This is a genomic window from Nostoc sp. (genome assembly GCF_054880495.1).
In genome coordinates, this window is record NZ_JBTYKD010000225.1 from 16,137 (window position 1) to 37,547 (window position 21,411).

At 45.3% G+C, this 21,411-nt stretch carries 19 protein-coding genes and 1 pseudogene; 8 read left to right on the top strand and 12 right to left on the bottom strand.

The genetic code is table 11. The features are described 5' to 3' along the window. Window positions 1-87: 87 nt before the first annotated feature. Window positions 88-1,254: an AI-2E family transporter gene (locus ACYTXL_RS21445; protein WP_461926497.1), complete on the bottom strand. Its 1,167-nt coding sequence runs from the start codon at window positions 1,252-1,254 to the stop codon at window positions 88-90. Window positions 1,255-1,477: 223 nt separating this feature from the next. Here ACYTXL_RS21445 and ACYTXL_RS21450 point away from each other — a divergent pair, with 223 nt between their 5' ends. Next, a complete protein-coding gene (locus ACYTXL_RS21450; RefSeq protein WP_461926515.1) occupies window positions 1,478-1,840 on the top strand; it encodes a hypothetical protein in 363 nt (120 codons plus the stop codon). Between the two features lie 286 nt (window positions 1,841-2,126). Then, a complete protein-coding gene (locus tag ACYTXL_RS21455) occupies window positions 2,127-3,551 on the top strand; it encodes an LCP family protein (protein ID WP_461926498.1) in 1,425 nt (474 codons plus the stop codon). 296 nt (window positions 3,552-3,847) lie between these two features. On the opposite strand, the pseudogene ACYTXL_RS21460 reads toward ACYTXL_RS21455, so the two are convergent. Together ACYTXL_RS21460 and ACYTXL_RS21465 are read right to left on the bottom strand one after the other, a co-directional pair. Then, a pseudogene (locus tag ACYTXL_RS21460) lies at window positions 3,848-4,168 on the bottom strand (hypothetical protein); the annotation flags it as partial. Beyond that, the gene (locus tag ACYTXL_RS21465; RefSeq protein WP_461926516.1) at window positions 4,153-4,221 is read right to left on the bottom strand and encodes a hypothetical protein; all 69 of its coding nucleotides are present in this window, start codon (window positions 4,219-4,221) and stop codon (window positions 4,153-4,155) included. The pseudogene ACYTXL_RS21460 and the gene ACYTXL_RS21465, both read right to left, overlap by 16 nt. Window positions 4,222-4,738: 517 nt before the next feature. Between ACYTXL_RS21465 and ACYTXL_RS21470 the strand changes: the two genes are divergently transcribed. Further along, window positions 4,739-5,365 (top strand): DUF1003 domain-containing protein, encoded by a 627-nt coding sequence (locus ACYTXL_RS21470; RefSeq protein WP_461926499.1) that lies wholly within the window; start codon window positions 4,739-4,741, stop codon window positions 5,363-5,365. A 113-nt stretch (window positions 5,366-5,478) separates the two neighbouring features. After that, a complete protein-coding gene (locus ACYTXL_RS21475) occupies window positions 5,479-6,957 on the top strand; it encodes an alpha-amylase (RefSeq protein WP_461926500.1) in 1,479 nt (492 codons plus the stop codon). Window positions 6,958-7,339: 382 nt separating this feature from the next. Here the strand turns inward: ACYTXL_RS21475 and ACYTXL_RS21480 are convergent, their stop codons facing one another. Genes ACYTXL_RS21480 through ACYTXL_RS21500 form a run of 5 tightly spaced genes read right to left on the bottom strand, consistent with a single transcriptional unit; the run spans window position 7,340 to window position 11,004 of the window. After that, window positions 7,340-8,335, bottom strand: a complete 996-nt coding sequence (locus ACYTXL_RS21480; protein ID WP_461926501.1) for an aldo/keto reductase — start codon at window positions 8,333-8,335, stop codon at window positions 7,340-7,342. Between the two features lie 14 nt (window positions 8,336-8,349). Next, window positions 8,350-8,676, bottom strand: a complete 327-nt coding sequence (locus ACYTXL_RS21485; RefSeq protein ID WP_461926502.1) for a carboxymuconolactone decarboxylase family protein — start codon at window positions 8,674-8,676, stop codon at window positions 8,350-8,352. Between the two features lie 24 nt (window positions 8,677-8,700). Beyond that, complete coding sequence (locus ACYTXL_RS21490) at window positions 8,701-9,528, bottom strand: SDR family oxidoreductase (RefSeq protein ID WP_461926503.1); 828 nt, start codon at window positions 9,526-9,528, stop codon at window positions 8,701-8,703. After that, a complete protein-coding gene (locus tag ACYTXL_RS21495) occupies window positions 9,525-9,935 on the bottom strand; it encodes a (R)-mandelonitrile lyase (protein WP_461926504.1) in 411 nt (136 codons plus the stop codon). Before ACYTXL_RS21495 ends, ACYTXL_RS21490 begins: the two co-directional genes overlap by 4 nt. Further along, on the bottom strand, window positions 9,922-11,004 hold the full coding sequence (locus ACYTXL_RS21500) for an NAD(P)-dependent alcohol dehydrogenase (protein ID WP_461926505.1): 1,083 nt from the start codon (window positions 11,002-11,004) through the stop codon (window positions 9,922-9,924). Before ACYTXL_RS21500 ends, ACYTXL_RS21495 begins: the two co-directional genes overlap by 14 nt. Before the next feature lie 157 nt (window positions 11,005-11,161). On the opposite strand from ACYTXL_RS21500, the gene ACYTXL_RS21505 reads away from it, so the two are divergent. Beyond that, window positions 11,162-12,058: a LysR family transcriptional regulator gene (locus ACYTXL_RS21505; protein WP_461926506.1), complete on the top strand. Its 897-nt coding sequence runs from the start codon at window positions 11,162-11,164 to the stop codon at window positions 12,056-12,058. Between the two features lie 259 nt (window positions 12,059-12,317). Here the strand turns inward: ACYTXL_RS21505 and ACYTXL_RS21510 are convergent, their stop codons facing one another. After that, on the bottom strand, window positions 12,318-12,731 hold the full coding sequence (locus ACYTXL_RS21510; protein WP_461926507.1) for a QcrA and Rieske domain-containing protein: 414 nt from the start codon (window positions 12,729-12,731) through the stop codon (window positions 12,318-12,320). Window positions 12,732-12,956: 225 nt separating this feature from the next. On the opposite strand from ACYTXL_RS21510, the gene ACYTXL_RS21515 reads away from it, so the two are divergent. From ACYTXL_RS21515 to ACYTXL_RS21525, 3 genes are all read left to right on the top strand, one after another. After that, window positions 12,957-13,091 carry a hypothetical protein gene (locus tag ACYTXL_RS21515; protein ID WP_461926508.1) on the top strand — a complete coding sequence of 45 codons (135 nt, stop codon included), beginning with the start codon at window positions 12,957-12,959 and terminating at the stop codon, window positions 13,089-13,091. Between the two features lie 477 nt (window positions 13,092-13,568). Then, window positions 13,569-14,021: a nitrate reductase associated protein gene (locus ACYTXL_RS21520; RefSeq protein WP_461926509.1), complete on the top strand. Its 453-nt coding sequence runs from the start codon at window positions 13,569-13,571 to the stop codon at window positions 14,019-14,021. Window positions 14,022-14,483: 462 nt separating this feature from the next. Further along, on the top strand, window positions 14,484-15,866 hold the full coding sequence (locus ACYTXL_RS21525) for a PrsW family glutamic-type intramembrane protease (RefSeq protein WP_461926510.1): 1,383 nt from the start codon (window positions 14,484-14,486) through the stop codon (window positions 15,864-15,866). 436 nt (window positions 15,867-16,302) lie between these two features. On the opposite strand, the gene ACYTXL_RS21530 is transcribed toward ACYTXL_RS21525, so the two are convergent. From ACYTXL_RS21530 to ACYTXL_RS21540, 3 genes are all read right to left on the bottom strand, one after another. After that, window positions 16,303-16,950 carry a hypothetical protein gene (locus ACYTXL_RS21530; protein ID WP_461926511.1) on the bottom strand — a complete coding sequence of 216 codons (648 nt, stop codon included), beginning with the start codon at window positions 16,948-16,950 and terminating at the stop codon, window positions 16,303-16,305. A 121-nt stretch (window positions 16,951-17,071) separates the two neighbouring features. Then, window positions 17,072-18,646: a CHAT domain-containing protein gene (locus ACYTXL_RS21535; protein ID WP_461926512.1), complete on the bottom strand. Its 1,575-nt coding sequence runs from the start codon at window positions 18,644-18,646 to the stop codon at window positions 17,072-17,074. Beyond that, the gene (locus tag ACYTXL_RS21540) at window positions 18,634-20,853 is read right to left on the bottom strand and encodes a protein phosphatase 2C domain-containing protein (RefSeq protein ID WP_461926513.1); all 2,220 of its coding nucleotides are present in this window, start codon (window positions 20,851-20,853) and stop codon (window positions 18,634-18,636) included. The genes ACYTXL_RS21535 and ACYTXL_RS21540 overlap by 13 nt, the downstream gene beginning before the upstream one ends. Window positions 20,854-21,411 lie beyond the last annotated feature (558 nt).

A 21,411-nucleotide genomic window follows, 5' to 3' on the forward strand; every position in this document is an offset into this window, starting at 1 on the left:
TCAGATACAAGCCCACACGCTCTGCGGTATTCCCGCGAGAGTGTTGGGTAGTTGACAATTTCTTCATTTTGAATTTTGAATTTAATTCTAGGGTAATGTCGCTTCCGAAATACTCAATGTGTTCTTAGCGTCAGCTTTTGGTAACTCGTTTGCGGCAACGGGTGTAGTTATCTCTCCAGTGGCGCTGTCGTTTGTCTGGCTACCAGGACGCAAGGCACTTAAAGCAGTCTTAATCACAACAGCTGTGGGTACTGCCACAATTACACCCAACAGTCCGCCAATTCTTGCCCCTGTTAAGACTGATATTAAAATCCAAACTGGATTTAAACCGGTAAAACTGCCTAAAATTCGGGGGGCAATTAAGTTTTCGAGAATTTGCTGTACAATTACTGCTGCTATCAAGACTCTCACACCCATTGAAAAATCTTGCAAGGCTACCAATAATGTAGTCAGGGCGATGCCTACAGAACCACCAAAGGGGACGAGAGCCATCAGTCCAATAGTTAGTCCGAATAGTAGACCAAATGGCACTTTCAGCCACAAAAAGGTAGGAATGAGCGCTGAGGCCATACAGGTAGATAAAATCAGTTGGGTGATGAAGAAATTTTGGAAGCTGAGGCGGACTGTTTTGGAAAAAGGATCGCGAAATTTATTAGGTAGCCATTCGACTAAACTTTGCCAGAGTTCACTCCCATGCTGTAAAAGATAGAAAGTCAAAACTATCGTCAAGAGAATATCTAGCAGACTAGTGACTGTAACTACCGCCAGATTTAAAACTTGTCCAGCGATCGCTTGCAATTGTCCCTTGACGCGATCGTTGATCTGCACTACTAAAGCATCAAGGTTAATCGGTAAGCCAAAAGTCTCAGCTTTTTCGTTTAATATCATTAACTGAGAGCGTCCAGAGTCGATCAACTCCGGCAAACGAGCCACCAATTGTTGAGCTTGGGTAAGGGCTAGGGGAATAAGTGTAACACCCAACGCCAATAAAATTGATAAAGCCAAGAGAAATACTAAGATAGCAACTTGCTCTCGCCTAGCACCATGATGCTCCATCCAACTCACGGGGTAGTTGAGCAGAAATGCTAGTACTGAGGCTGCGACTAAAATCACTATGAGAGAATGGAAATAATTAAAAAATACCGAAAGTGTCCAACCATTGAGAACTAGTAGCGGAACGAATAACGCGATCGCCCCGATTCGCGCTATTGGTGTAAATGTTTGCCACCAGTCGAGTAGCTTGCGTGTCTGCATTTTGAGCTGATTGCGGGATAGAACTAAATTAAATCTTTCTTTACAGCTTATTATCTCTAACTATATGAATCTGATTCATCCTTCTAGTTTAGGAGTTAGACTAATCCCAATGGAGAATTTTGAACCGAAAGAGAGTAGGGTGTCGGCAGTCGGGAGACAAGGGAGACAAGAAAAAATTATTGAAGAAGTCTCTCCTTTGTCTCCTCCCCATGCCCAATCCCCAATGCCCCAAGCCCCAAGCCCAATCCCCAAAACACAATTGCTTTTATATTTGATTCCGATCATCGGCTTTTTTCCGTCCTTGTGGACTCTCTATCGGGGCCAGGGTAGTCGGGAACAACTTGCTATTAGTCGTCTGTCTATTACTTTGGCACTTATTTGGCTGTTGGGATATCTATTATTAGCTAGCGGTGCAGCAACTTCAGATTTTTTGACGCTACGTCTATTTATCCTCAATAGCTTTCTCACATCGGGTTACTTTTTAGTGAGTGTGTGGTTAATTTTGCGGCTGATGCAGGGCAAATCTGGACGTTTGCCAGGGTTTAGTACTTTAGCAGAACGAGTGCTTGGCAAGTATTTATCTTAATTGTTTCGGCTGATGATTTTCTAGTATTTTTACTTATTTCGTGAAAATTAGGGTTGATTTATCCATAATATCTGGTCAAATCCAGTTTATTATTGCCATACTTCAGTAAAACATCTCCAGGTTGCCGCAAAAGAAGGATAAATGCTGCTATAAGTGTTGTGGTTGACACTAGATTCAAAAAGTTAGCAGTGATAATTAAGAGTTAGCTATTATGAGTTGATTTGTCAGCATGTTTTTAGTCTGCAAATTTACCGAATTTGATTAGTGAGTAAGTGTGAGGAAGTCTGTGACCATTCAAAGAAGTTCGGCGGAAGAAAACCAGTCGGGAAAAGCCTCAAAGTCGAGTAACAAAATTTCTCATAACTCGAAATCAGGACGTTGGCTGTGGTTTTGGGTAGGTATGAGTGGTATTGCAATGGTATCAGCAACAGCAGGGGCGCTTTTGGCGGTGTCTTTGACCAGTACGCCTTTGCAACAAGCCCAGCTAAGTCCCAAGGATGAGGCGGTGTTTGATGGCGATCGCATTTCTGGAGGTGTGCTGCGATTTTCCGAATTAACTCGCCCGGTGAATTTGTTGGTTTTGGGGATGAGCGTACTTCCCCCGGATATCCAAAACCCTCCCCCAGAAACCAAAAACCTCAGATACCAGCCTGAGCTAAACTCCTTTGATGGTCTTTCGGATGTGATGCTCTTGCTAAAATTTGATCCAGAGACGAAAAAAATAATTATTCTCTCCATTCCCAGAGATACCCGCACAGAAATAGAAGGGCATGGGGTAAAAAAAATTAATGCTGCCAATGTTGATGGTGGACCAGCTTTGACTGCCAAAACTGTCAGTAATCTCTTGGGTGGGGCGGGAATTGATCGCTATGTCCGAATTAACGTTCTGGGAGTTGCCAAGCTGATCGATGTTTTGGGTGGTGTCACAGTCTACGTCCCCAAAAATATGAAGTACCAAGATGATTCTCAGCATTTGTACATCAATTTGAAGGCGGGTAAGCAGCATCTCAACGGTGATCAGACACTGCAATTGCTGCGTTTTCGCCATGATGAACTCGGTGATATTGGTCGGATTCAGCGCCAGCAAATGGTCATGCGGGCTTTGATGGATCAAACACTCAACCCAGCTACTGTTGCTCAATTACCTAAAGTTATGGATGTAGTGAAAGACCACATTGATACCAATTTGACGGTTGAGGAGTTAGTGGCGCTAATGGGTTTTGGGGTGCGGACAAATCGCTCTAATATGCAAATGTTAATGCTGCCAGGTCGCTTTAGCGAGAAAAGCGAGTTTGATGCTAGCTATTGGTTGCCCAGCAAAAAGGGTATTGCAAAACTGATGGCTCAACATTTTGGTTTGGAGTCAGAACAGGAACAGCTGGCGACTACATCTGACCCCCGCTCTTTGCGTGTAGCAATTCAAGATAGTACAGGTGGCGATCGCTCTAACCTGCGACCATTAATTAGAGCCTTAGAAAAATCTGGATATCGCAATATCTATGTCGCCAAAGCATGGGGTGAACCTCTAGAGGTAACTCACATTGTCGCCCAACAAGGAGATAATGAGACTGCCGAATCAGTTCGCAACACCTTGGGATTTGGAGAAGTGCGTGTGGAAAGTACTGGCAACCTTGGCTCGGATATCAGTATCCAAGTGGGTAAGGACTGGTTGCAAGAAAAATCTATCTTGGAGCAGTCGCTGAGTAAATAATTCGTAATACTTCTCTACGAGAGGCTGCGTCAACGACTGCGCTCAGTACAAGTTCGTAATTCGTAATTAATTACGAATTATGTTGACTGTGAATTTACTGACTGCCTGAGTTCTTGCAGTTTAGCTGCTACCACAGCATTGGTTATTAAATAATTCGTAATTCGTAATTCGTAATTCGTAATTCGTAATTAAAGACATTTTCAGACGGGGATTTAAACCCCGACTGAAACTGATCGGAGGCGGAGTGGCTCCGACTCCGCGCTAAGTGTATACGTAGGGGTCTTAAACCCTTTTATTTACGATAATTCTTCTGCTTTCGCTAAACCCTCTGACATATCTGGACAAATACCACTCCGCCAGAGGTAAAATCCGCCATTGCATAAGGCTGTTTGCATCAGTTCACTTGGTTTACCTGCTAAAACCTCCTGAATATCCGCCAGCAGTTCTTCAGTAGTTCCAAGGGGTACGTTCTTGGTAGTAAAGCCGTAATCACGCGGTACGAGGTGTAATCGTTCTATCTCTTGGGATGCTACGGATGAAGATAAGCTGATGATTGCAGTGCGAGCGCGCGGTAAGTCGCAACTACCTTCCAATCCTTTGACTAATGTAAATGATGAGCAATCAAAAACGCTCCGATTTGGGCTGGTGTAGCTTCACCCAGCAGCATCATTTTTGTAGCGATGGCTGCTTGGGCGCGAGTTACAGCTATTTTCAGGTAAATAGACCACGCGGTAGGGGCACAGCAATGCTGTGCCCCTACGACAGATGTGGTTCAAATACATGAAAACTGCTGTAAATTCTCGGCTGTATGGTTTCCGCTACCTACTTTTTGGAGGAATTCCCGAAATACATTGCTCATTTGTCCTTTGTCATTTCTGAAAATAACTAATGATCAATGACTAATAACTAATGACACTTAAAGTAAACCAAAAAGTTTTTCCCAAAGAGCGATACCTGTCTTGAAAAGTTCAGATGCCTGCGGCGGGCTACACCTACGCTAATCAAATTTACGTAGTTTACTGCTCTGAAAGGTTTAAAAAAATAAAATAATCAAAATAGTATATAGTATATCATACACCAAAAGCTAATCACGGTGTAATCAGCTTTTCAGCCTCTTGAGATCCATTTGCCGATAGTATCAGAAGATAAGCAATAATCGAGTAACATCTAGATTCAGGAGTTGCTCCATGACGCACAACGCAGACGACACAGTCAACAAACACTTCAGTTCAGGTGCTAACAAACTCAAAGAGAAAGCTTCTCGAAATCAAGTTATCACGGCTCCATTACCAGACCCGATTGCAAAAAATATTGAGGCGATTAGTTCACTTCATACCCAGGAAGTTCGAGATATTCCCGCCCACCAGCGGATACTAGAAGCGATCGCTACATTCTTTGGGCGATCGACATTTATGTATAGTTTGCTAGTCATACTAGCTCTCTGGATTTTTGGCAGTTTTTTTGATCACTTTTTGCCATTCAACCTGCCCCCGTTTAGTTGGTCAGGTCAAGGCTTAGACGCAGCTGCATTGGTGATTTCAACCGGAGTGCTGGTGCGACAAACTCGCCAAGAAAACTTTGCCGAACAGCGGGCGCAATTGATGCTACAGCTTAACCTGCTCTCCGAGCAAAAAATTGCCAAGATTATTGCTCTATTAGAAGAACTCCGTACCGATTTGCCTAATGTGATCAATCGGCATGATTCAGAAGCTCAATTGATGCAGCAAGCTGCTGACCCGATCGCAGTATTGGAAGCACTCCAGAAAAACCTAGCTGAAGAACTGTCATCCACAGAAGAAAACAATATGAGCTGATCGCAGTTTTTTAGTAGACTTTTGTTTCTATTTAGAGACATAAAAGAAAACTTTAAGTATAGTCTTGGTGTCAATAATCAAAATTTATCGGATATTTTACTAGAGGGATACACATGGCTCAATTGAATGGTGTAATGATGCAGTACTTCCATTGGTATATCCCTCCAGATGGCAATCTTTGGAATGAGTTTAAAGAGAAAGTCAAAGACTTAGCTGATGCAGGTGTTACATCTGTTTGGCTACCCCCAGCTTATAAAGGAACAGGGGGTGGCTACGATGTCGGCTACGGGGTCTATGATATGTACGATCTAGGCGAGTTTGACCAGAAAGGCTCGGTTCGGACAAAGTACGGCACAAAAGACGAGTATATCGCTGCTGTCAAGGCTGCAAAAGATGCTGGTATTCGAGTGTATGCTGATGTTGTCCTCAACCACAAGTTAGGTGCAGACCAAGAAGAAGAGGTGGAAGCAACGCCCTATAGTCCAGACGATCGCAACCATGCAATCGGTGAGATGCAAAAGATTAAAGTGTGGACTCACTTTACCTTTCCAGGTCGCCAGGGCAAATACTCCGATATGGAATGGCATTGGTGGCACTTTGACGCAGTTGATTACAACGTTTACAACGAAGGTGAAAACGCAGTTTATCTGTTCAAAGATAAACATTTTGACGATAACGTTGACCTGGAAAAAGGCGCTTTTGACTATCTGATGGGATGCGATCTGGATATGGAGAGTCCAGAAGTTCGTGAGGAGTTGAATCGCTGGGGTGAGTGGTTTGTAGAAACCACTAATATAGATGGCTTTCGTTTTGATGCCGTTAAACACGTTAGAGCTGGCTTTTTCCCAGAATGGCTGATTCACTGTCGCCAAAAGGCAGGTCGCGATCTGTTTGCCGTTGGTGAATATTGGTCTTATGAAGTTGAAGCGCTCCACCATTTCCTTAACATCACCGGTGGCGATGTGATGTTGTTCGATGCGCCATTGCACTATAACTTTAGTGCTGCCAGCAAACAAGGCAATAATTACGACATGCGGCAGATATTTGATAACACTTTGGTGCAACAACAACCTACTTTAGCCGTCACCTTAGTAGAGAATCATGATTCTCAACCCTTGCAGTCGTTGGAGTCTGTAGTAGAAAGCTGGTTCAAACCGTTGGCTTATGCGTTGATCCTACTGCGAAGTGAGGGTTATCCCTGTATCTTCTATGCGGATTACTATGGTGCTAATTACAAGGATAAAGCCCCAGATGGGAATGAGTATGAGATTTGGCTCGATAGTCATCAATGGATAATTGATAAATTTTTGCACGCTCGTCAAACCTATGCCTATGGCGAGCAATACGATTACTTCGATCACCCTAATACAATCGGCTGGACACGCTTAGGAGATGAAGAACATCCTGGCGGTATGGCGGTTGTTCTGAGTAATGGGGGAGAGGGGACTAAGTGGATGGAAGTTGGGCAACCCAACAGCACTTACATTGACATCACTGAACATATTAGTGAACCCGTCACAACAAATGATGAGGGTTGGGCTGATTTTGGATGCAGTGCTGGTTCCGTTTCTGTGTGGGTTCCACAGTCTTAGTCAGGGTTTTAGTAGCATTCATCCAGAAAGTTACGCGCTTTCTTAACTCTGCCTAAAAAAAACTTAGGCAGTACTTTCTGGATCAGCCATAATCCTTTTCTTCCGTTACAAAGCAATTGGAGATTGCCTAAATTGCCTCATTTTAGGCAATTTTTAATAACTATTCTTTACAATCATTATCAATCTTCTACCTCCTACCTACACTAGAACTCTGAACAAAATAAGGGCTTGGCAACCGAAAAAGCAGACTATACATTGCCCTTATTAGAATTTTCCTATAGGATAGGTGCGAGAATGAAGGAGAAACCTGAACTCCAGCCAATATGTTGGCTGGGGGGATACGCTCAAGACGCTACGGGGTTTCCCGGAGGAAGTACAGCGCCTATCGATTGATGAGTCGCTGATGCAATTCAGAATAGCGTTCACCTGCGGCATGCAGTTTAGCTACGCCGTCATTCAAGATTTTAAGGTCTGATTCGGTAAGCTTGACGCTTGCGGCGCTGGAATTTTCCACCATACGATCATGGTTGGTGGTGCCGGGAATAGGAACAATCCACGGCTTTTGCGCCAGCACCCATGCCAGTGCGATCTGCGCGCGCGTTGCGCCATTTGCTTTAGCCACGGTATCGATCAATTCCACAAATATCTGGTTCTTTTTAATGTTGTCCGGCGAAAACCGTGGAATAGCGCTGCGGAAGTCGGTCGATTCAAATTTCATATCCGCATCGAAACGCCCGGTCAAAAATCCTTTACCAAGCGGCGAAAAAGGCACAAAGCCGATGCCTAATTCTTCCAGCACAGGCAGTATTTTTTCTTCCGGCTCGCGCCACCATAATGAATATTCGCTTTGCAGCGCTGTTACCGGCTGAACTGCATGGGCGCGCCGAATAATATCAACACCAGCTTCGGACAGGCCGAAATGCTTAACTTTTCCTTCCTGGATAAGGTCTTTCACCGCACCGGCAACATCCTCGATCGGTACATTGGGATCGACACGATGTTGGTAAAACAAATCGATTACATCTGTTTTCAGACGTTTGAGCGAGGCTTCGGCCACTTCTTTAATATGCTTTGGACTGCTATCGAGTGAATTTAGCCGCTTATCTATGTCAGCCCCAATTTTAAATCCAAATTTTGTCGCAATTATCACCTGGCTTCGTAAGGGCTTTAGCGCTTCACCCACGATTTCTTCATTGACGAACGGGCCATATACTTCTGCGGTATCGAAGAAGGTAACGCCTTGCTCCACCGCCGCACGGATAACAGGGATGGACTCGGCAGGAGTTTTGGGAGTTCCGTAACTCTGGCTGAAACCCATCGCGCCAAAACCTATGGCCGAAACCTCTAAACCGCTTTTACCTAATGTGCGTTTTTGCATTTGTATTATCCTTATTATTTGCTTGTTTCTTCAAATACTTTTCTGGCGATGCCGAGCGCCGTACTCGCTGTTGGCCAGCCTGAATAAAAGGCTAGATGCGTAATCACCTCGATAATTTCATCGCGGGTTACACCGTTTTCCATCGCCAGCTTGAGATGGTATGGTAGCTCATTGGTGCGATAGAGCGAGATGAGGCTTGTGATCGTAACGAGGCTGCGATCACGCGGCTTAAGGCCGGGCCGCTTCCAGATATTGTCGAATAGAACATTATCGGTGACTTGCGCGAGTGCTGGAGCAACATCGCCGAATGCTTTTTGTGCTGTAGTTGATTTTTCTGACATAGGTTTTTCCTTCATTTTAGGGTTTCATTTTGGAGCGAGTTCGCCGAACCAGTAAGATGCCGTTACTCCGCCATCCATCAAAAAATCGCTACCAGTGATGAATGCGCCATCTTGCCCCATAAGCAGTGCGGCGACATTGCCAACTTCATCCGGCGTGCCAGCGCGTCCAGCAGGGCTTTTTTCGATCATATTACGATAGCCCGCGCCGCGCGGCCCGGTAAGCTCATCCTTCGCCAGGGGCGTAATGATGATGCCTGGGCTGATGGTGTTTACACGCGCTCCGCGTTTACCCCAGCACACCGCTTCGGCCATCACGCGCAGCGAATTGCAGCGCTTGGAAATCTGGTAGGCGTGCAGCGTATCTTTGATTTGATCGGGTTGAAGCATTGGCAGTTTGAGCAGTTCTTCAACCGGCGTTGTGGCAAGCGCTTTATTCTGCTCAGGTGTAAGGTCTGGCAGGCGGTGGCCGGATTGCGAGGCAATCACTACGCCGGAGCCGCCAGCGGCGATAACCTTGCCGAATTCCTCCAGCAACAGCGCGGTGCCGTAAAGATCAACCTTGAGGATGGTTTCCACTGATGCCTGGGAAGGAGAAACCCCAGCAGAGTGAATTAAGTCAGTAATTTCACCCAGTAAGGTAGCGTTTTTAACCAGAGCTTCCACTGAGCTACGCGATGAAACATCGACCTTTGCTGTGGTTATATCAAAACCGGCCTCACTTAAGGTTTTCGCGGCGGCATCAGCATTTTCCTCGCGCAAGTCAGCCAGCACTATATGCTTGCCCGCGCTCACGCGCCGCGCAATCGCTTGGCCGATGGAACCGGCACCAATCAAAACAACAATCTTTTTCATAATTCTGCCTCTGCTAAATATTCTTCATCCGTTACTTTTTCCAGCCATTCAACAGCTTTACCGTCAAGCGATTCTTGAATGGCGATATGACTCATGCCGGTGGTAGCGGTAGCACCGTGCCAGTGCTTTTTGCCGCATGGGCAGGAAATAACATCGCCCGCGCGGATTTCCTTTTTTGGTCCGCCTTCACATTGCGTCCATCCGCAGCCGGATATAACGACTAAATGCTGTCCCATAGGATGCGTATGCCAGGCAGAGCGCGCACCCGGCTCGAAGGTCACCAGTCCGCCGGAAACGGTGCTTGGCGGCATGGCCTGGAAAAGAGGGTCAACACGCACATTGCCGGTAAAATATTCGGCTGGGCCTTTAGTTGATGGCTGTGAGCCGCTACGTTTAATGGTTTGCATAATATTTTTCCTTTTTCAAAGATGCCATATCGATCACAAAGCGGTATTTCACATCGCCTTTCACGGTACGGTCATAGGCTTCATTGACATCCTGAATATTGATTTTCTCAATATCGCAGGTGATGTTGTGCTTGCCGCAGAAATCCAGCATCTCCTGCGTTTCGGCAATTCCGCCCACGAGCGAGCCGGCCATATGCCGACGCTTGAAAATAAATGGTGCGCCATTGACATGCTTGAGCGGTTCCACCGCGCCAACAATTACCATTGTCGCATCGAGCTTAAGCAGCTCCATATAGGGGTCAATATCATGACCAACCGGAATAGTATTCAGCAGAAAATCAAAGCTGCTTTTTGCCGCTTTCATCGCCGCTGCATCCTTGGAAAGTAGCACATCATCCGCGCCCAGCTTTCTTGCATCCGCGCCTTTTTCCGGCGAAGTGGTAATCATCACCACATGTGCGCCCAGCGCATGGGCGAGCTTCACACCCATATGACCAAGCCCACCCAGGCCAACGATGCCGACTTTTTGACCGGGGCCGACCTTCCAATGTTTCAGCGGTGAATAGGTGGTAATACCCGCGCAGAGCAATGGCGCGGCGGCAGCAGGATCAAGATTTTCCGGTATGCGAAGTACGAAATGCTCATCCACGGTGATTTTGTCAGAATAACCGCCCATCGTGAATTTATGCGGTGTTCCACCAATTTTATCTTCGCTGTTATAAGAGGCGGTAAATCCGTTTTCGCAATATTGCTCCAGCCCATCCTGGCAGGGCTTGCAGTGGTGACAGCTATCGACAAAGCAGCCAACACCGACCAGATCACCGACTTTATAATTGGTAACACTGCTTCCTACGGCTGACACGCGCCCGACGATTTCATGGCCGGGAACACAAGGGTAATGCGTGCCGCCCCATTCATTGCGCGCAGAGTGAATATCGGAATGGCAAATGCCACCGTAAAGAATATCAATTGCCACGTCATTTTCGCGTGGTTCACGGCGCTCAAAATGAAACGGTTTCAGCGTATCGGTGGCGGAGTGATTGGCATATCCAAATGCAGCGAGTGTCATATATTTATTCTCCATTCTCTTAAATTCGTTAGGATTGTGCACCTTTAACCCATTAAACTTCAATTATGAATTTGTCCTATTGGTGATGAACATAACACCTTTGACACTATTTGATTAGATGGTAAAATCGGCATATATTTATGAATAGGATTCATGAATGTCGAGAAACAACGTAAACGATCTGCTTGCTTTCCTAGCTGTTGCTCAGGAACGGAGCTTTACTAAAGCCGCCGCAAAATTCGGCGTGTCACAATCGGCATTAAGCCATACCATTCGCGGGCTGGAAGAACGGCTCGGTCTGCAATTGCTGAACCGCACTACACGCAGCGTTTCGGCAACGGAAGCGGGTGAGCATTTGCTTCGCAGCGTCGGGCCACTATTTGATGAGATAGACGCCGCACTTACCTCATTAACTGAATTGCGAGAAAAACCCGCTGGCACCATTCGCATTACGGCAGGAGAACACGCGGCCAATGCAGTTCTCTGGCCTGCACTGGAAAAATTCCTGCCCGATTACCCCGACATCAAGGTGGAGATTATTGTCGATTACGGCCTTACCGATATTGTGGCCGAGCGCTATGACGCTGGCGTTCGCCCCGGCGAGAATATTGCAAAAGATATGGTGGCAGTACGCATCGGCCCGGATATGCGCGTGGCCGTTGTCGGCGCACCTTCTTATTTTGAAAAGCGTCCACGACCAAAGAAACCGCAAGACCTTATCGCGCATACCTGCATCAACCTTCGCCTACCCACGCATGGCAGCATCTATGTTTGGGAGTTTGAGAAAGCAGGTCGGGAACTCAAAGTGCGTACCGAAGGGCAGTTGGTATTTAATAATCTGGCGCTACGCCTGAATGCAGCACTGGCCGGATTGGGCCTTGCCTATATGCCGGAAGCGGAGATTAAACCTTATGTTGCTAAGGGCCGCCTAATCCGTGTGCTTGCCGATTGGTGTCCGCCTTTTTCCGGCTATCATCTTTATTACCCAAGCCATAGGCAACACTCACCCGCTTTTGCCTTGGTGGTCAACGCTCTACGCTACCGAGGTACTTAATTACTAATAGTGTTACATCGCATCTTTAGAATCAACAAAAAGGCGAACTGCCCTTTTAGCTTTCCAGTAAATCTCAATGTCCTACGTAACATTGCAGGTCTTACCCTGAGCCTGCGCCGTACCACTTCGTGGAAGCAAGCTACGCGCAGCGTCTCGTAGACAAGGGCATCGATCCCAAAACAGTTCAAATTTGAGCAACGAGCTTGCGCCAAAAGCTGGTTGATGTCAATCACGATCCTCTTTTTAAATTTTGAATTGTCTAGGTTGGCTTGACTACAACTGAATTACCCTCAATCTTGGCGGCATAAGTTTTGAGCGGGTTTGTCGCTGGGCCTTTTTGGACTTTCCCATCAACCCCAAATTCCGAACCATGACAAGGACAGACGAATTTTTTTGCCTCAGCTTTCCATCCCACGGTGCAACCTGCGTGAGTACAGGTAGGGTTAACAGCAGTCATTTTGGCTTTAGATGTGCCAATTACCAACACAGGCCCAGCAGGTGAGTTTTTCGCTAGCAATTGACCTGTTTTATCTAATTCTGCCGATGTACCCACTGTTTGCCAATCCCCGGATGCTGGTGTAGTTGTCCCAGAAGAACAGGCTGCGATCGCTATAGGTAGAGAACTCGCAATCCAACCCAAACCTACCCAATTAATAAAATCACGACGTTTCATAGCTGTTGAAATAATATCTAAGTTTTAGCTAACACAATTTATCTGAAACACCCTTCATTAAGAGTTTTGCGTCGCTTATTGATGACTTTAATGCAAAAAATGCATAATGTTCATGCATTTTCAGCGATTTTACCAAAAAACCGTAACAATTTATACGATTTTAACAGAAATCTCGCCTTAAGTTATGAGTATCGAAATTGTTACATGAACATTATCTAAACCTGCTTGACTAACTTTGGGGCTTTTGGCGCAAAGTTTGCCTTACCGATGCTGGCAGCTTCTACTAGCTTTTTCGCTGGTGGTGCTTCTATGCTCCCGGCATTTTTTGAAAAAACCTTTGCTTTAGGGACTTCCAAATAAAAAAATATCCAACTATTTATTGTGAGGTGGGCGTCTCGCCCGCCCAGTAACCAAAGGCGGGCGAGACGCTCACCCCACAAGTAGTAGTAATTTATTTCTTGGAAGTCCCTTAGAGCATATTGTTGCTGGAATGATTGCTGCTACCTATCGATACCAATTTTGGTGGAAGTTACAATCAAAAATCATCAACTCCAGTCCTCACAATGGGAAGCAGCAAAGTGTACCTAGAAAGTGGTAATTTCTAACCAGCAATAGGTAATTTTGTGATTCTGTCCCTATCAATTAGTTATTTAATAATTCGGATCAGTAATTCCAATGCAAGTTAAAATAATTCGTAATACTCGCCATTCGCGTAGCATCTCGTAGAGAAGGCGAGAAGCAAGCTACGTAATTCGTAATTCGTAATGGGGATAAAGACAAGAGCCACAAAACTCCCCACTCCTCACTCTCACCCATCAATTTTAGATTTGCCGAACAATGACAGATTTCTTTCAATTTGAAGCAGACTTTGTTGATTCTTTGCGTTGCATCCCCATGCAGGTGCGTTGCAAATTAGATAGCTGTGGCATCAAGCTAAAATTGTCTGATTGGAATCAAATGACTACAGGAGAGCGTCAAGCTTTAGTCGAATTACCTTGCACTACAGAAACCGAAATTCAGTCTTACGGCAAGTATATCCAGGAGTTAATTGTACAACGCACAGGTATACCAGCAACAAAATTGCCCATCGAGCCTCATCCTGCATGGCTTGACTCTGCCACTGTACCAGCCAGCCTTCAGGAAAAAGCTCAAGAAATAGGTGTAACCCTAACACAGCAACATTGGGCAGCTTTAACGCCTTTACAGCGTTTTGCCTTGATTAAACTCAGCCGCGCCGGACATGAAAACAAAAATTTTCCTACAGCAATGGTAGAATTTCATTTACTTTAATTAGTCAATAGTCATTAACAATCGCCTAGCGTGCCTCCGGCACTCCTTCGCAATTTTTAACTCCATTTCTACTGAGACAAAATTAGTCAATTATCATCGGCAAAAAGACTGACAGCTGACGACTGAAAACTATATATTTTGCGAATGAAACTAAATGCAGTAAAAACTACTATTTTTTGATAAATTGTCATGTGTTTAATTTAGCAGTTAGGATATTAAGATTACACTAGCAATACAATCGGATTCATCTGCGTAACAAGCCAAGTTGAGGACAAAATATCAGTAGATCGAATACTTATTTACATTAGGTAAAAGAATTTGAAATTTTGCATCTGGAAATTTTAAATTTCTTAGCAGGAAGTGAAGCTATAGTGGATTTAGCAATGCTGCTGTTAATGTGGCTAAGGTTAGTCCTGCTGCCAAATTATGTGAAGAATTAGTTTAGAAACGCACTTCTTATCGATGACAGGCAAAAACGCAAGACATAATGCATTTCTGCGGCTAGTGTCTGGTAGTGGGGCAGATTTGGGATCAGAATCTCGCTACTCGCTGCCCCCCAGTAAAGAAATGGTAATTGGACGCGATCCCAGCTGCCAAGTTGTCTTGGATGCCATGAACTACCGAATGGTATCTCGTCGTCATGCGGTGGTTCGTCCCCTTTCTCTATCTCCAGATAGCAAATTCAGCTGGGTGTTGTGTGATTTGAATAGTGCTAATGGTACTTATTTGAATGGACAACGCTTGTATGAATGTCAGGAATTGCACCCAGGCGATCGCATTTCTCTCGGTGCTGATGGGCCACAATACGTTTTTGAGTACGAGTTTACCTCAGTTACCCCGGCCACGACCGTTAACCAACTTACACCATTACCTTCGGCGACGAACTACCACAACCACACGCAATTAAAGCAGCCAGATTCTGTTAGCTTTACCCAGCTTTTTCCGATTATTTCCACTGGTAAAGATTTAACTCGGAAAGCTTACCTCATACCGGGAATACTCACCGTAATCTTTGTAGTGTTAATGTTTGCTACAGTCGGTCAGCCCCAAGCTAATCAAGTTATTGTCGCAACTTACATCGCCTTCGCTGCCTACTATTTTGTTTACCAACTTTGCGGAAAACAGAAGCCTTGGTGGGTGCTAATAGCTGCGGCATTGGGTACGATGCTGATTTTGCTCAGTCCGGTGTTGGGTTTATTTATCTTCGTGTTTCGCGGCATCTTACCTGGAAACTTGCCCTCATCCCAAGAATCTATTACCTTCACAGAGTTACTGGTACGGATGTTTTTTGGCGCTGGCTTGATGGAAGAATTACTCAAGGCATTGCCTGTACTAGGGGCTTTTGCCATCGGTAGAATCTTGTCTTCACCTTGGCGGGAACGTATAGGAGTTTGGGAACCTCTAGATGGTATTCTCCTGGGAACAGCTTCGGCTGTGGGCTTCACTCTCTTGGAAACTCTCGGACAATATGTGCCAGATATTACTCAAAATATCTCGCAACAGGTGGGTACAGGTGCGGCGGGTCAACTGGCGGGTTTACAACTGCTAATTCCGCGAATTTTAGGCTCTGTAGCCGGACACATGGCTTATAGTGGCTACCTGGGTTATTTTATCGGGTTGGCTGTCCTCAAACCCAGGAGAAGTTGGCAAATTCTTTCTATTGGTTATCTTAGTGCCTCTGCGCTCCATGCTTTGTGGAATGCTACAGGCTCAATCAATGCCTTGCTGTTGGTAGTTGTTGGGGTATTGTCTTACGCCTTTTTGATGGCGGCAATTCTCAAGGCACGGGCGCTATCACCGACGCGATCGCAAAATTTTGCTACCCGATTTATTGGGCCAAAATAAGAATTCAAAATTGTACCCTTACTCTTAAGCAAGCTACGCGTGGTCACTGAGCAGTTCGACAGGTCTTACCCTGAGCTTGCCGTTCGCGCAGCGTCTCGTAGAGAAGGGCTCACTGTGTCACCTTGCCGAAGTGTAGCATCTGGTAGAAAAGAAAAAGACAGTATTTATCTCTTGGGATAGATGGCCTAGTTTGAATATCAGCGTATCGTGAGTTCATTCTGGGTTAACTATACCTAAAAAATAAAAATCATTAAAGTTGTGGCAAAAGTCTTGATTTTTGACTCTTTCTTTGTGACTCTGCGTAAGGCAAACCAATATCTTTGCAAGATATGCCTCTGAACATAGTAAGTGCAAAAGGCGAGCTGATGCGAACATAACGCCGGATCAAAATGTTAGCTTTCTCTACTTTTCCTCTCACCTGTCACCTGTTCCCGATTTATGGTTCCGACTGAGACTTGTTGAGTTGAGTCAAAGCATAGGAAGCGATCGCTAAACTCAGCTTTGCCTTCTCTACTTCTGATAAAGCTGTCCACTCGCTATTTTGAAGATTACTGAGCGCAGATGCCGCCTTTTGCGATTCGCTACTTCGCATCGCGTAAGCAAAAGGACGAGCCAAAACTAAAAGATCCTCTGTTCCCCAAGTTGGTAGGACTGTCTGAACGCACTCAACCAGTTGCTCACCGATTAATTGGCCAGCAGCAAATATCTCAGCAGCTTTGCTAGCGATAGAGTTGAGCAATACTTGGGGGACAGAGGCAGAAAAAGTAGTACGTAATGCTTCTTGAAGATTAAGCACTACTGCCTGTTGTTGGTTGTGATTGTCATCTGGTGTAGAAGCAATACTAGACCAAAGTGTGTCTAGATGGCTGTAAAAATCTGGCGATCGCCTCGTCAGTTCTTCCTCAAGGAAATCTGACATTCCGAACTCTTGTTCTAGTTCCTCAAAATAAGCTTCTGATTGATCATCACCTGGATTCCAGGGATAGCTAGCATCCTCTGGTTCTAGTAACGCTTCTAAAAACTCTAATTCTATTTGAGATGCCAAAGAAGAGAAAGTCTCTGAGCCGTTAATTTTTTTAGACATTTTTTATGCCTCAATATTATTTGGTAGTATTGATAGCTACAATTCCTGAGAAGAGATTTCCGCAAAAACAGATTTCAAAAGCTGATGCTCAACATCAAAATCTATTTCTGCCATCGCTCTACTAGGAGTCCTCAATAATAAACTCCCAGGTTTCACCTCTGGCACTTCCAAACTTTAACTGCATCCCCGATTTCAAGGGGACTTCTTCTCGGAGGATTTGTTGCCAGCCATTAAGTCCTAAAAACCAGGTTGTGCCGTAGGTGGAAAAATCTTGCAAGTAATAAGTTCGGATGAATGTAGCATCAGTAACAGTATTACGGCAGAAGATTTCGGCGTGGCGTTTGGATACAGATGGTTCAGGGATGACAATATCATTGTCGTTTGTGCGACCGATGCGAGTAACTCCATAACGCAACAACCAGGTTTTACCTTTTGGAGTCAGCGATCGCAAAGAAGCAGTTAGAAGCGGGGAACCTAGATCAGGAATGGCTGTGTCTGGTATTTCCGTAATACCTTCATCCAGATTCTTAATGAGTTCGCCATTAAAATCTGGATGCAGGTAGAGCACAGGCAAAGTCCAAGCAGGTTGATTAAATTTATACAATGTTAACAACTCTTGCCTAGCTTGGGCTACGGCTTCATCAATTGGTTTGTGCGATCGCAAAGCTTTAGTAAAGGCTTGAATAAAACTGTGGCTTTCGTGGTCAGCAATTTCATCGCGCATTCCCAAAACCGCAGGCACACCATGACGAATCAATACTTCTGCTAAACTGCTGGTAGGTATGGCTTGATGATTCCTAGCAGCCGGTTGTGCGCCCCAACAGGCGTTAAAAACCGCTAGTTTCACACCTGTACGGGTGAGTACTTGCGCCAATTCTATCCCATTCAGGGGCATATCTGGTCGCAAAAATAGTAAGCCCCCGTCTGGGTCTGGCAAACCATGTCCAGCGTAAAAGAAAACATTATATGCTTTGGTTTCTAATTCATCAATCAACTGCTGGGGAGTTGGTTGTAGGAGTTGATTCACTATACAAGGTGCATATCTTTGGGAATTACCACCGACGGACGTATCTGCAAGAATTTGCTGTAAGATTGCAACTTCTTGTTCCAGTTGCAGGTTTTGATCATGACCTAAAACCAGCAGGATAGTTAAAGCCTTGTCAGTTCGCAAATCCGGTAAGGCGTCAACTTCACTGCTGGTGCGACTAAATAGCAAATCTGGGGAGAGAGACATAGCCGATTGACCCGGCTCACACTGCATAATTTCCCAAGGGAAAGCGATGAGATTTGGGTCACGAATTTCTAGTCGAAAGCGCAAACGTGTATGCTGACCCATCGCAATCCCGCGACTACGTTCTAGACTACCGAGAATTTGTCCGTCGAATACCCAGCGCCATAAATTCATTCCCAAGTATTGCATCAGACGACTGCTGTAGGGACTGGTGGTTTCACTTGAAGGGAGTGAAATCCAATCTATGGGCAATGCTTTTTGAGATATTAAGTTTGAGGAAATATCGAGGCGACTATGACCAGCAAACATCTGTTGCCATTCTTGCCAGACTTGGGTGAGTTCAGCAGGCCATACACAGTCACGTAAAACGTAGCCACTGGGATATGGAGCCTTGACCACCCAAATGGCGAAGTTGTCAGTGCCAGTGTTTAAAAGACGCGCGATCGCCAAATTCAGGGATGGCATGGATTTGGTACGTCTGATTGTAAAACACCAAAACTCTTCATCTGGGACAAGTTCAGCAATACTGTTGCTGGCAAAGGTTTTGGATTTTGGGGAACCGAGATAATTACTGCTGGATTATTAGTATTAGCTGAACTTTGTGTGCTTTTATTGGCACAGACTCGCATAGACACCGAAAAATCCCCAGAAGCAGGTTGGGGATTTGATTTTTTCTGAATAACTTCTAAAAAAGTCCCACGGGGAAGTAATTGGTTGTTTCCTAAGGGAATTTCCTTGTTGGTTTTAATTACCCAACCAGGAGAAAGGTTAGCAAGCGATCGCGCTGTGGGTATCGCTTCAATGGTAGGATTTTCAGTTGGTGTGGGATTGGAAACAATGGGAAGTATCCCTGATGGCGATCGCAGTTCCTTCACAAAGAATCCTAAAGCACCTGCTGCGATCACAAATATTAACGGAACTATCCACTGTAGCGGCAATTGGCGAGTTTTGATCGGCTCCTTTTCGGGAATCACCTGAGTTTTATGGTTTGCGCTACCTAAAAGTGTCGTATCTGTGGCTCTGGAGGGCAAATCAACAGTTTTCGGTGAATAACTCTCTGGAATCACTGCTTTAATGGTGATTTCTGGTTCCCAGTATTGAACTTGATAGTGGACTAAAGCGACGGTGACATTATCGTGTCCATTTTTAGTATTAGCGATTTCCACTAATCTATCGGCAACATTTACTATATTTGTCTCCCCAAGCAGAATCGGTAAAATTTCTGTTTCCCAGCACTCTTCCACCCGATCAAAATCACTCAAACCATCGGATGTGAGGAGAAAAACAGCATCTTCATCGAGCATAAACCGTCCCGAAGTGGGATGCAATGAAGTGCTAGAACTCATCCCCAAAGCCTGAACTAGAGAGCCAGCAGCACTCTGTTGCACAGCCTCGCGGTAAATCGCATAACCTAGCCGCACTTCGCGGGAGGCGACATCATCATCAAGGGTAACTTGATAACAGCCGTGGCGTGTAATCCAGTAGGCACGGCTATCACCAACATGGGTAATGTACATTTCGTGTGCAACAGGCAAAGCCATGACTAAAGTCGTGCCCATGCGTTGACGCCCTTGGCGATTTTCAGCGTCATTGCGCTGACTAATTTTGTCATTGGCAATTGCCACTGCCTTTTCTAGGTCATCAAGCAGCAGTGAGGGGTCTATGTGGTCGTAGGGAACTTTTGTTAGTTGCTGTACTTGCTGCTGAATCGTTTCAATCGCTAAATTTGAGGCGACATTGCCGCCCTCGTGTCCACCGATGCCATCACAGACAATTGCTAAGGCTGTTGGCTGGGGTGGTTTGCTCACCAGAGTACCACTGGGGGGGTTACAGGCATCTTCGTTACGTTGGCGACTTGGGCCAGTCTCGGTTTTGGTGATAATTTGGATCGTAGGTGTTTGCGATCGCCCTAATTGTGCCAGTCCCCGATCTAAAACTCCGATTAATTGATCAGTTGAATTCATCTTTCCCTGAATTAAGGAAAGGCTAACCTGATCAACAAATTCAGCTATAGCTGGTTTGGCATCACTGACCAACTGCTGCCAAAATTCACCTAATTGGGGCAATTCTGGTGATGTTGCGACATCGAAACGCAAATCCAACAACCGGACTAATGATCCTTCTACCCGTAATATGTATGAGTCAAGTAAGCTAGAGGCGACACCTTCACTCGTCAGAGGTTGCCACAAATGAGCTATTTGCCATAACCAATTGAGTTGGCGCATTGATGTTGCATCACGCCAAGCGGTGGTTAACTCGCTGCACAAATGCACTTGTTGGATTGTGTCATCTACTAATAGTGGCGGTTTTTCTAAGAGTAATATTTCTCGATGGTCAGTTCCCTCACCTACAAAAAGCACTCCATATAACTGCGGTACGTGTAAGCGGTAAGGAATGAGTCTCAAGTAAGCTTTGGGGATCTGGAGATTATCTAACTCAGGCGTTAGGGCTAATAAACCAGGCTTCGTATCTAAAAGAACAAATTTGTCTAGGACTAAATAGCGATCGGCTAATATTTCTCCAGGGCTACCCACACTCAGGCCATCTACCACAGCCCAGAGGTAATTTTTGGGTAGGGGCGTGGAACATCGCTGGCAAAACTTGTGAGTCAGGGGGTTAGCAGCCTGACAATTTTCATTTGGACAGTAGAGCGTTGCCGCGTCATTTTCCATAGTTTTCCCACCGATCAGCGATTGGCAATTTCTTTAACAGCATTAGTAGGGACAATCTAGACCGCTCATCTTTCTGAAATTTGACATACCCAGACTTTAGATGATGATTTTAGCTGGCGGATATCAGCAGGTGCTAATGCTTATTTATCCAAAGAATACGCTCCCAAGTCAACCCGACAGCCTGATCATAGCTTCTATTGCTCTGTGACTTTCCATCAATAAAGCAACTAACTCCAACCCTGTCCCCAAAGCATAACCCAAGCATGACTATGTTATTTGCTTTTGCTGAATTACCCCATCATCAAGAGACAGATAATGTTGGTATTTATTTAGTTTATAAGTAGGATAGCAATAAGTGAACTACCCCTTGTATGTGGCGTCAGAGACTTGGAATGTTCCCCCTGAGAGCGTTAGGAAGGGGCTGATTCCCCATGACCTGAATTGTCACAAGGGTTCAGCCAGGCCGCTACCAACTGTTGAGCTTATTGTTTGTCGTCAATTGCAACTTGGGGGACTCCCATGCTGTAGTTGGTAACGCGGGCAGAGAGATTGTAGCTG

Bases quoted from the DNA above. Each gene is read 5' to 3' on its own strand.
- ACYTXL_RS21505 (WP_461926506.1), top strand. From the start codon at position 11,162: ATGTCGAGAAACAACGTAAACGATCTGCTTGCTTTCCTAGCTGTTGCT.
- ACYTXL_RS21540 (WP_461926513.1), bottom strand. From the start codon at position 20,853: ATGGAAAATGACGCGGCAACGCTCTACTGTCCAAATGAAAATTGTCAG.
- ACYTXL_RS21490 (WP_461926503.1), bottom strand. From the start codon at position 9,528: ATGAAAAAGATTGTTGTTTTGATTGGTGCCGGTTCCATCGGCCAAGCG.
- ACYTXL_RS21535 (WP_461926512.1), bottom strand. From the start codon at position 18,646: ATGCCATCCCTGAATTTGGCGATCGCGCGTCTTTTAAACACTGGCACT.
- ACYTXL_RS21450 (WP_461926515.1), top strand. From the start codon at position 1,478: ATGCCCCAAGCCCCAAGCCCAATCCCCAAAACACAATTGCTTTTATAT.
- ACYTXL_RS21510 (WP_461926507.1), bottom strand. From the start codon at position 12,731: ATGAAACGTCGTGATTTTATTAATTGGGTAGGTTTGGGTTGGATTGCG.
- ACYTXL_RS21485 (WP_461926502.1), bottom strand. From the start codon at position 8,676: ATGTCAGAAAAATCAACTACAGCACAAAAAGCATTCGGCGATGTTGCT.
- ACYTXL_RS21500 (WP_461926505.1), bottom strand. From the start codon at position 11,004: ATGACACTCGCTGCATTTGGATATGCCAATCACTCCGCCACCGATACG.
- ACYTXL_RS21525 (WP_461926510.1), top strand. From the start codon at position 14,484: ATGACAGGCAAAAACGCAAGACATAATGCATTTCTGCGGCTAGTGTCT.
- ACYTXL_RS21530 (WP_461926511.1), bottom strand. From the start codon at position 16,950: ATGTCTAAAAAAATTAACGGCTCAGAGACTTTCTCTTCTTTGGCATCT.
- ACYTXL_RS21470 (WP_461926499.1), top strand. From the start codon at position 4,739: ATGACGCACAACGCAGACGACACAGTCAACAAACACTTCAGTTCAGGT.
- ACYTXL_RS21480 (WP_461926501.1), bottom strand. From the start codon at position 8,335: ATGCAAAAACGCACATTAGGTAAAAGCGGTTTAGAGGTTTCGGCCATA.
- ACYTXL_RS21520 (WP_461926509.1), top strand. From the start codon at position 13,569: ATGACAGATTTCTTTCAATTTGAAGCAGACTTTGTTGATTCTTTGCGT.
- ACYTXL_RS21445 (WP_461926497.1), bottom strand. From the start codon at position 1,254: ATGCAGACACGCAAGCTACTCGACTGGTGGCAAACATTTACACCAATA.
- ACYTXL_RS21495 (WP_461926504.1), bottom strand. From the start codon at position 9,935: ATGCAAACCATTAAACGTAGCGGCTCACAGCCATCAACTAAAGGCCCA.
- ACYTXL_RS21475 (WP_461926500.1), top strand. From the start codon at position 5,479: ATGGCTCAATTGAATGGTGTAATGATGCAGTACTTCCATTGGTATATC.